We start from the raw sequence: 9,400 nt of genomic DNA on the forward strand, positions 1-9,400 counted from the left end.
GCGCGCGGTGCGCGGTGCCGCCGCTGCCGGTGAGGGCGCGGACCGGGGCGAACGTGTCGTTGGTGACGAGGCCGGCCCAGACGAGGTTCCAGAGCGCCTCCTGCAGCGCCGCGTCCTCGGTCGCCCCGACCGTGTCGGCGAGCTGCCGGAAGAAGAACGCGCCGCCGCCACCGAGCGCGGCGAGCACCTCGCGCTCGAGGGGCGAGTGCTCCGCCTCCTCGGCAGCGGGCAGCGTGAGCGGCACGGCGTCGGCGAGGTGCAGCGCCACCCAGCCGTCGTTGCCGGCGATGCGGCCGGCGCCCGACCAGACGACCTCGCCCGTCGCGGTGAGCTCGTCGAGCATCCCTGGCCGGTAGTCGCGCACCCGCGACGGCAGCACGAGCGACTCCCAGGCGGATGCGGGGATCGGCACCCCGGCCAGCTGCTCGACGACGGCCGCGACCCCGTCGACGCCGGTGAGCGCCGATCGGCCCGTGACGTGCTGCCACTCCGGCAGGAAGCGCGCGAACGCCCCCTGATCGACGGGCTCGACCTCGCGGCGCAGCGCGGCGAGCGAGCGCCGCCGCAGCCGCCGCAGCACCTCGACATCGCACCACTCGGATCCGCTGCCGCCAGGACGGAACTCCCCCTCCGTGACGCGCCGCTCGTCCGCGAGGCGGCGCAGCGTGTCGGTCACGACCGCGACACCGAGCCCGAGCCGCTCCGCCGCCGCGGATGCGGCGAACGGTGCGTGGGTCCGTGCGAACCGGCCGACGAGGTCGCCGAGCGGATCGGGCACCGGCTCGACGAACGCGATCGGCACACCGATCGGCAGGGGCACCCCCAGCGCGTCGCGCAGCCGGCTCGCGTCCTCGATGGCCGCGTACCGGTCGCGGCCCGCCCAGCTCGCGGTGATCGCGCGCCGGCTGCTCACCAGCTCCTCCATCAGGGCGGCGGCCGCCGCGGGACGGATCACCTCGCCCTCCCCGTCGTGGAGCCGAGCGGCCACCTCGTCCACCGTGAGCGGGCCGAGCAGCCGGAGGAGATCGGCAGCGCCCTCCACCCCCTGCAGCCGGCGCTCCGGGTCGAGGCGCTGCAGCTCGAGCTCGATGCGCTCGAGCACGGCGGGATCGAGCAGCTCCCGCAGCTCGGCCCGGCCGAGCAGCTCGGAGAGCAGCGTGGAGTCGAGCGCGAGGGCCTGCGCCCTGCGCTCCGCGAGGGGGCTGTCGCCCTCGTACATGAAGGCGCCGACGTAGCTGAAGAGCAGGCTGCGCGCGAACGGCGAGGCGGACGGCGTCTCCACCTCGACGACGCGCACCGCGCGCGACTCGAGCCGGGCAGCGAGCTCCTTGAGCGCAGGCAGGTCGTAGACGTCCTGGAGCACCTCGCGGATCGTCTCGAAGATGATCGGGAAGGTCGGGTACTTCTTCGCGACGTCGAGCAGCTGCGCGGCCCGCTGCCGCTGCTGCCAGAGCGGGGACCGGCGGGCCGGGTTGTAGCGGGGGAGCAGCAGGGCCCTCGCCGCGCACTCCCGGAACCGGGACGCGAAGATCGCGGACCCGGTCACCTCCGTGGTGACGATCGACTCGAGCTCGTCGGGATCGAACGCGACGAGGTCCGCTCCCGGCGGCTCCGCCTCGGTGTCGGGGATGCGCAGCACGATGCCGTCGTCGGCGGCCATCGCACCGCCCTCGATGCCGTACCGCTCCGCGAGCCGGGCGCCGATGGCGAGGGCCCACGGGGCGTGCACCTGCATGCCGTACGGGGAATGCAGCACGATCCGCCAGTCGCCGAGCTCGTCTCGGAAGCGTTCGAGCACGAGGGTCCGGTCGCTCGGCACGCTGCCGGTCGCCTCGGCCTGGTCGCTGACGAAGCGCAGCAGGTTGCGCACCGCGCGCTCGTCGAGCCCGATCCGTTCCGCGATATCGGTCGCATCCGCAGGCCCGGACGAGGCGAGGGTGCGCTGGAAGGCGCCGACGGCACGGCCGAGCTCGACCGGCCGACCCAGGCCGTCGCCCTTCCAGAACGGCACCCTGCCCGGCTCCCCGAATGCGGGCAGCACGTTCACCCGGTCGTGGGTGATCTCCTGGATCCGCCAGCTCGTGGCGCCCAGGCTGAACACGTCGCCGACCCGCGACTCGTAGACCATCTCCTCGTCGAGCTCGCCCACGCGGGCGCCGCCGGACTGGCCGCCGACGAGGAAGACCCCGAACAGCCCGCGGTCCGGGATCGTGCCGCCGGAGGTGACGGCGAGCCGCTGGGCGCCCGGCCGCCCGGTGATCGTGCCCGCGTCACGGTCCCAGACGAGGCGGGGGCGCAGCTCCGCGAACTCGTCGGACGGGTACCGGCCTGCGAGCAGATCGAGCACGGCCTCGTAGGCCGAGCGGGGGAGCCCGGCGAACGGGGCGCTGCGGCGCACGACGTCGAACCAGGCCTCGACGTCGATCGTGTCGAGCGCGGCTGCGGCGACGGTCTGCTGGGCGAGCACGTCGAGGGGGTTGGCCGGCACGCGGAGGGACTCGATCTCGCCCCGGACCATGCGGTCGGCGGCGACGGCCGCGTGGATCAGGTCGGCCTGGTGCGTCGGGAAGACGACCCCGGTGCTGATCTCGCCCACCTGGTGGCCCGCGCGGCCCACGCGCTGCAGGCCGCTCGCCACGGACGGGGGAGCGCCCACCTGCACGACGAGGTCGACGGAGCCCATGTCGATGCCGAGCTCGAGGCTCGACGTCGCGACGACGCAGCGGAGGCGCCCGGACTTGAGATCGTCCTCGATGTCGGCCCGCTGCTCCTTGCTGACGCTGCCGTGGTGCGCTCGCGCGAGCAGGGGGGCTGCGCCGCGGGTGGATCCGCTCTGCGCGGGCGCCGCGACGGCGGCGGGAGTGCCGCGGTCGTGCAGGGCGCCCGCGATCGCGAGCTCCTCCGCCACCTCGGTCTCCTCGGCGGCCTCGTGCTCGAGCCGCTCCGCGTACTCCTCGTTGAGGCGTGCGGTGAGGCGCTCGGCGAGTCGCCGGGAGTTCGCGAAGACGATCGACGAGCGGTGCTCGAGCACCAGGTCGGTGATGGCGGATTCGACGTGGGGCCAGATCGAGCCGGTGCGGGGCGGCAGCGGATCGTCGGGGTCGAACACGGCGCCGGCCGCCGAGCCCTCGCGCCGGCCCGTCTGCGGCTCGTCCTTCGGCCACCCGCTGCCGAGGTCCGGATCCGCCATGTCCTCGACCGGCACGACGACCGACAGATCGAAGGTCTTCTGCGCGACGGGCGCGACGACGGTGACGGGCGCGCGGCCCCCGAGGAATCGGGCGATCTCCTCGACCGGCTTCACGGTCGCGGAGAGGCCGATGCGCTGCGCCGGCTTCTCGAGCAGGGCGTCGAGCCGTTCGAGCGAGAGGGCGAGGTGCGAGCCGCGCTTTGTGGCGGCGACGGCATGCACCTCGTCGACGATCACGGTGTCGACCGAGCGCAGGGTCTCGCGCGCCTGGGACGTGAGCATGAGGAAGAGCGACTCGGGCGTCGTGATGAGGATCTCGGGCGGATCCGCGGAGAGCGCCCGTCGCTCGGCCTGCGGCGTGTCGCCCGATCGCACGCCCACCCGGACCGGCGGGGGAGCGGAGCCGAGCCGCTTCGCGGTCTGCGTGACGCCGACCAGCGGGCTGCGCAGGTTGCGCTCGACGTCGACGGCCAGCGCCTTCAGGGGCGAGACGTAGAGGACCCGGGTGCCGGTGGTCTCCGTGGCGTCACGGTGCGCGAGCCGGTCGATCGCCCAGAGGAAGGCGGCGAGGGTCTTGCCGGAGCCGGTCGGGGCGACGACGAGCGCGTGCCCACCCTTCGCGATCGCCTGCCACGCGCCCGACTGGGCCGGGGTGGGCGCGCGGAACGCGCCGACGAACCACTCGCGGGTCGCGGCTCCGAAGGCGTCGAGCACCTCGTGCATGGTCAGGGGATTGTGCACCACGCCGCCGACAGCGCTGCGCGGCCGACGGGGGCGCTCAGCCCCCGAGGAAGGCGGCGACGTCGGCCAGCTCGGCCTCCGCGACCCCGTGGCCGAGCATCGGGTACACCCGCTCGTCGAACGTCGCGTGCCGTTCGAGCCAGGCACGGGTGACGTCGATCGCGGACGCGGGGATGACCGGGTCGATCGCGCCCCGTCCCCAGAACACGGCGGGCCGCAGCCGTCGGAGCTCCGTGTCCGCCGGCCCGTCCGGCATGGCGACGAAGCCCGACAGCACGACCGTCCTGGAGAACCGCGCGGGAGCGGTGCGCAGCAGCTGCAGCGCCACCGCACCGCCCTGCGAGAAGCCCAGCAGCCGGATCCGCTCCGCACCCCGGCCCGCCGCGGCCTCGCGGTCGAGCCACTCGAGCACCGCCGAGGCGGCCTCCTGGATGCCGAGGCCGCCGCCGTCGTCCGCCGTGCGCTCCGCCCAGGCCCTGCCGCCCTGCCATGGGACGGGACCGCGCAGCGCGACGACCCTGTCGGGGAGGTGCAGCGCCTCCGCGAGGGGCAGCAGGTCGTGCTCGTCGGCGCCGCGGCCGTGCAGCAGCAGGAGCAGGGAGTCCGCGTCCGCAGGGCCTGAGGAGTGCGCAGCCGCGTCGTCGATCCGCATGCCGCGATCCTGCCAGTGCCCTCCGAACGGCCGCTCGGTCCACCGCGACGCGCCCGGGCGGGTAGAAAAGGGGGCGTGAGCACCGTGGGGACCCCTGATCCGAATCCGGGCTGGCTCGGCGACGACGAGCTGGCGCTCATCCGGCGCCGGCTGCCGCTGCTCTACGTCGAGGCCGTCCCGGTACGCGTCGACGGGATGGGCCGGGTCACCGAGGTGGGGCTGCTGCTGCGCGTCGGCATGAGCGGCACCATCACGCGCACCATCGTGTCGGGGCGCGTGATGTTCGGGGAGACGCTGCGCGACGCGCTCTTCCGGCACCTCGAGAAGGACCTGGGGCCGATGGCGTTCCCCCAGCTTCCGGCGAGCCCCGTGCCGTTCCAGGTGGCCGAGTACTTCCCGACGCCGAGCATCACCCAGTACACCGACGACCGGCAGCACGCCGTCGCGCTCGCCTACGTGGTGCCGGTCACGGGCACCTGCGATCCGCGGCAGGACGCGCTCGAGCTCACCTGGATGACGCCGCAGGAGGCGGCGAGCGACTCGATCGTGCGCGAGACCGAGGGTGGGCGCGGCGCGCTGGTGCGGGCGGCGCTCGCGTCGGTCGGCGTGCTCGGCTGACGTCGGCGGTTCACGGCCCGGCCGTCGCGCCGGAGTCGGTAGGTTCGGCCGCCGTGCCGACCCTTCAGCAAGCCTTGATCCAGGCCGCCCCCGTGATCGTGCTCCCGGTGGGGGTGCCGGTGCTCGCCGTGGCCGGCGCGGCGCTCGCCGTCGTCGACGCGGCGTTCCGATTCCGCAAGGCGGGCGGCGGGGCCGCCCTCGCCGTGCTCGAGCTCGTGCTCGGGCTGCTGCTGTTCGTCGCCGCGTTCGCGCCGGTGCAGCGGTTCGTCTCGACGTCGATCCCGCTGCTGTACCTCGCCGTGCCGCTCGAGGTGGTGCTCGTGGTGCTCGTGCTCGTGAAGGGCTCGCGCAAGGGCGGCCTCGTCTGGCTCACCGTGCTGGCGATCCTCGTGAACGGCGCCACGGCCGTGCTCGCCCTTCTGAACCGCTGACGCGTCAGGCGGCGTCGTCCGCCGACTCGGGCGGCAGCTCGTCGAACGAGGGAGCGAGCTGCTTGAGGCGCAGGCCGCGCCACTGCCACAGGGTCCATAGCCCGGGCCACATCGCGGCGGTCGCCGGCCCGGCGTCGAACTCGAGCCGGTCACGGTAGAGGGTCGCCGTCGGGTCGTCCGGATGGGGCGACACCGCCATGCGGTGGTACCAGGTGCGGAACACCGACGGCAGGCCCGCCAGCCCCGAACCGCTGTCGCGCACGATCCGCACGCCGCGGTGGCGCTCGGTGTCGAGGCTGATGCCGAGCTCCTGCACACCGACGGGCACGGCGCCGGCGGCGAGGAGCTGCACCGGATGCACCCCGTCCTCCCAGACGGCGGGGAAGCCGCCGTCCTCGAGCGACGCGTAGCCCAGCCAGGGCCCGGCCACCTCCCGCATGACGGTGGGGGAGCGGAGCGCGCGCCAGGCGGCCTCCGGCCGGACGTCGAGGCGTTCCTTCAGCATCACGGTCATCCGCATGGGGGACAGTATCGACGGCTCGCCTGGCCGCGCGGGCCACGTGCGGCCGCCCCGGTCGTTCCCCCGGGAACACGGGCGCGCAGGACGCGTTGCACCCCTCGGGGCCGAAGCGTCCCGCGGAGGAGAGGTCTCGGATGAAGGCACTGCTGGGGAACACCGTGATCGCGGAGGCGCCGAAGGAGGACCTGCTCTCGATCGAGGGCAACTGGTACTTCCCGCCGTCGAGCGTGAAGAGCGATCTGCTCGAGAAGAGCCCGACGCCGTACACCTGCCCGTGGAAGGGCGAGTGCCAGTACTTCACGGTCAGCGTCGACGGTCAGCGGCTGCAGGACCGCGCGTGGAGCTATCCGCACCCCTACCCGACGGCCTTCGACCGCGTCGGCGCCGACTTCAGCGACTACGTCGCGTTCTGGAAGGAGGTCCGCGTCACCGACTGACGCGGATCCACTCCCGGCACCCGCCGTCGCGGCCTCCGCTCCCGGCGGTGCGCCGTTCCGGCCGTAGGCCGATGTCCGGGCTGTAGGCCGACACGCCGCCCGCGCGCCTGCACCCGGCACATTCCCCTACACGCGGCAGGGGGCGGCGCGAACCCGCGCCCTCATACCGCTGCCCCGACCTCCCGCCGCCGCCACGTGATCAGCGCGGCCGACGAGAACCGCCGCGTGCAGACGCCGCAGGAGAGCGGCGCGCTCGGCCGCCGGAACCGGTAGTGCTCGTGCCCCGCCGGGCAGCTGCCCACCCAGGGTGCCTGGTCGTCGGCGATGGCCCTGTCGTGCAGCCGCCGGCCTGTGTAGCCGATGCGTCGCCCGACCGCCTGCCACCGGGGGCCGTGCGCGGCGCCGGATCCGGCGAGCGCGTGCGCGACCTCGTGCAGCAGCACCTGCCGCACCTCCTCGAGCGGGGCGCCCGCGACGAGGTGCCGCGAGACCGTGATGCGTCGCCGCGCGTAGTCGCAGGCACCCGCCCTGCGCCGCGCGTTGTCGAGAGCGAAGCGCCAGCCGCCGCCGGGCAGATGGGCCGCGAACAGCTCCGCGGCCAGCCGGGCGACGTCCTCCGCATCCGTCATGGGCGGAACCTTAGGACCCGCCCCGGACGGCCGCGCGCATCACCGTTCGAGGAACAGCCCGCGGTCGGGTTCGGGTGAGCCGGTCGCGGTCGCGTCGGTGACGACGGGTGTGCCGCCGATCAGGGTGGCGAGGGAGTCGCCGTCGACCGCCTGCGCCGGATGCGGTCCGGCGGCGAGCAGGCGCGGCAGCCAGCCGAGGGGCCTCGGCCGCTCGGAGGCGACGATCACGACGTTGCCGAACCGTCGTCCTTTCAGCACCTGCGGCTCCGCGAGGGCGACGACCGCCGGCAGCACCGCGCGCACGGTGGCGAGCTGGCTCCGTGCGAAGGGCAGGCCGGCCCCGTCCGCGACGTTGACCGCGAGCACCCCGTCCGGGTTCAGCAGCCTCGCCGCGAGCCGGTAGAACTCCACGCTCGTGACCTGCGGCGGGATCCGGGCCCCCGCGAACACGTCCACGACCACGAGATCCGCCGCCCCCACGAGCCCCTCCGGTAGGCGCTCCGCGACCTCGCGCGCGTCGCCGTAGCGGATCCGGATGGACGCCTGCTTCGGCAGCGGCAGTCGCTCGCGCACCAGGTCGACGAGGGCCCGCTCGAGCTCCACGACCTGCTGCCGCGACCCGGGACGCGTCCACGCGACGTACCGGGGCAGCGTGAGCGCGCCCGCACCGAAGTGCACCGCGGTGATGGGGGAGCCGGGCTCCCCGAGCGAGTCGATGAGGTGCCCGATCCGGGCGATGTACTCGAACGCGAGATCCGTCGGATCGGTCGGGTTCACGCTCGACTGCGGGGTTCCGCCGACCACGAGCTCGTACCGGTCGGGCTGCCAGCGGTCCCGCTCGATGGTCGCGACGAGCCCGCCGTCGAGCAGCACGGAGTCCGACGTCGCCACGCGCCCAGGCTAAGCGAGCCCGCGCGGCGGAACGGGCGCCGGGTCGGTCGGCCGGACTATCCGCGACGCGCGCCGCAGGAGCGGCGGGGGTCCGGGGGGTGTGCTGGGTCGGGAGGCCGGGCGCTCGCGCGCGGCCGGCCGGACTATCCGCGACGCGCGCCGCAGGAGCGGCGGCGCGCAGAAAACAGGGAACAGCCGCCCGTGGTGCGCGGTTATAGCCCATGTATGGGAACCGGGTCAAGCACCGCGCTGGACACGACGCGTTTCCATGCCTATAGTTGTCCCTTGCGCTCACTGGTCGGCCCTTGCCACCAGTCGACTTCTCGCCCTCATATTGCGGTCGGCGATCCCGTGCGCCCGCCCCTCGTCCCCTCGAGGCAGGCCGGTGCCCGGATGGTCTCGAGTGCGCGGACACGCCGCTTCTCCTAACCGACACGACAGGAATCAGGATCGCGCAGCGCGCTCGGTCCTGACCGAAAGGTCCAATCTCCTTGGTCTCTGCGCCTGACGCCACCACTCCTCTGAACGGCCGAGGGGCGTCCCGCCTCTCCTTCGCCAAGATCACCGACACACTCACGGTCCCCGACCTGCTGGCCCTCCAGACGGAGAGCTTCGACTGGCTCGTGGGCAGCGACGCCTGGAAGGCCCGCGTGGCCGAGGCGGAAGCCGCCGGCCGCACCGACCTCCCGGCCCAGAGCGGCCTCGAGGAGATCTTCGAGGAGATCTCCCCCATCGAGGACCTCAGCGAGACGATGCAGCTGAGCTTCACCAACCCGTTCCTCGAGGAGAAGAAGTACACGCTCGAGGAGTGCAAGGAGCGCGGCAAGACCTACGCGGCCCCGCTGTACGTCGAGGCCGAGTTCATGAACCACCTCACCGGTGAGATCAAGACCCAGACGGTCTTCATGGGCGACTTCCCGCTCATGACCTCCAAGGGCACCTTCATCATCAACGGCACCGAGCGCGTCGTCGTGTCGCAGCTCGTCCGCTCGCCCGGCGTCTACTTCGAGCGCCAGCAGGAGAAGACCTCCGATAAGGACGTCTACTCCGCGCGCATCATCCCGAGCCGCGGTGCCTGGCTCGAGTTCGAGATCGACAAGCGCGACCAGGTCGGCGTGCGCATCGACCGCAAGCGCAAGCAGTCCGTCACCGTCTTCCTCAAGGCCCTCGGTCTCACGACCGAGGAGATCATGGAGCACTTCAACGGGTTCGCGTCCATCGAGCTGACGCTCGAGAAGGACAACATCCTGACGAAGGAGGAGGCGCTCAAGGACATCTACCGCAAGCTGCG

Annotated in this window: 8 protein-coding genes and 1 pseudogene; 4 read left to right on the top strand and 5 right to left on the bottom strand. The window is 73.5% G+C overall.

Annotated features, from left to right (window positions below):
• Both JWQ92_RS08475 and JWQ92_RS08480 read right to left on the bottom strand, forming a co-directional pair.
• The coding region (locus JWQ92_RS08475) for an ATP-dependent helicase (protein WP_297344025.1) at positions 1–3,913 on the bottom strand (3,913 nt) is incomplete at its 3' end.
• Between the two features lie 55 nt (positions 3,914–3,968).
• On the bottom strand, positions 3,969–4,583 hold the full coding sequence (locus tag JWQ92_RS08480) for an alpha/beta hydrolase-fold protein (RefSeq protein WP_297344026.1): 615 nt from the start codon (positions 4,581–4,583) through the stop codon (positions 3,969–3,971).
• 75 nt (positions 4,584–4,658) lie between these two features.
• Between JWQ92_RS08480 and JWQ92_RS08485 the strand changes: the two genes are divergently transcribed.
• Positions 4,659–5,201 (top strand): NUDIX hydrolase family protein, encoded by a 543-nt coding sequence (locus tag JWQ92_RS08485; protein WP_297344027.1) that lies wholly within the window; start codon positions 4,659–4,661, stop codon positions 5,199–5,201.
• Between the two features lie 53 nt (positions 5,202–5,254).
• Positions 5,255–5,632, top strand: a complete 378-nt coding sequence (locus tag JWQ92_RS08490; RefSeq protein ID WP_297344028.1) for a hypothetical protein — start codon at positions 5,255–5,257, stop codon at positions 5,630–5,632.
• Between the two features lie 4 nt (positions 5,633–5,636).
• On the opposite strand, the gene JWQ92_RS08495 is transcribed toward JWQ92_RS08490, so the two are convergent.
• On the bottom strand, positions 5,637–6,152 hold the full coding sequence (locus tag JWQ92_RS08495; RefSeq protein ID WP_297344029.1) for a hypothetical protein: 516 nt from the start codon (positions 6,150–6,152) through the stop codon (positions 5,637–5,639).
• A gap of 134 nt (positions 6,153–6,286) precedes the next feature.
• Between JWQ92_RS08495 and JWQ92_RS08500 the strand changes: the two genes are divergently transcribed.
• Positions 6,287–6,589: a DUF427 domain-containing protein gene (locus JWQ92_RS08500; RefSeq protein WP_297344030.1), complete on the top strand. Its 303-nt coding sequence runs from the start codon at positions 6,287–6,289 to the stop codon at positions 6,587–6,589.
• 161 nt (positions 6,590–6,750) lie between these two features.
• Here the strand turns inward: JWQ92_RS08500 and JWQ92_RS08505 are convergent, their stop codons facing one another.
• Both JWQ92_RS08505 and JWQ92_RS08510 read right to left on the bottom strand, forming a co-directional pair.
• Complete coding sequence (locus tag JWQ92_RS08505; RefSeq protein ID WP_297344031.1) at positions 6,751–7,218, bottom strand: SprT-like domain-containing protein; 468 nt, start codon at positions 7,216–7,218, stop codon at positions 6,751–6,753.
• Between the two features lie 39 nt (positions 7,219–7,257).
• Entirely contained in the window at positions 7,258–8,109 is an 852-nt protein-coding gene (locus JWQ92_RS08510; RefSeq protein WP_297344032.1) for a spermidine synthase, read from the bottom strand.
• A gap of 491 nt (positions 8,110–8,600) precedes the next feature.
• Here JWQ92_RS08510 and JWQ92_RS08515 point away from each other — a divergent pair.
• A pseudogene (locus JWQ92_RS08515) lies at positions 8,601–9,400 on the top strand (DNA-directed RNA polymerase subunit beta); the annotation flags it as partial.

It is taken from the genome of Amnibacterium sp. (assembly GCF_025463795.1).
Taxonomy (GTDB): Bacteria; Actinomycetota; Actinomycetes; order Actinomycetales; family Microbacteriaceae; genus Amnibacterium.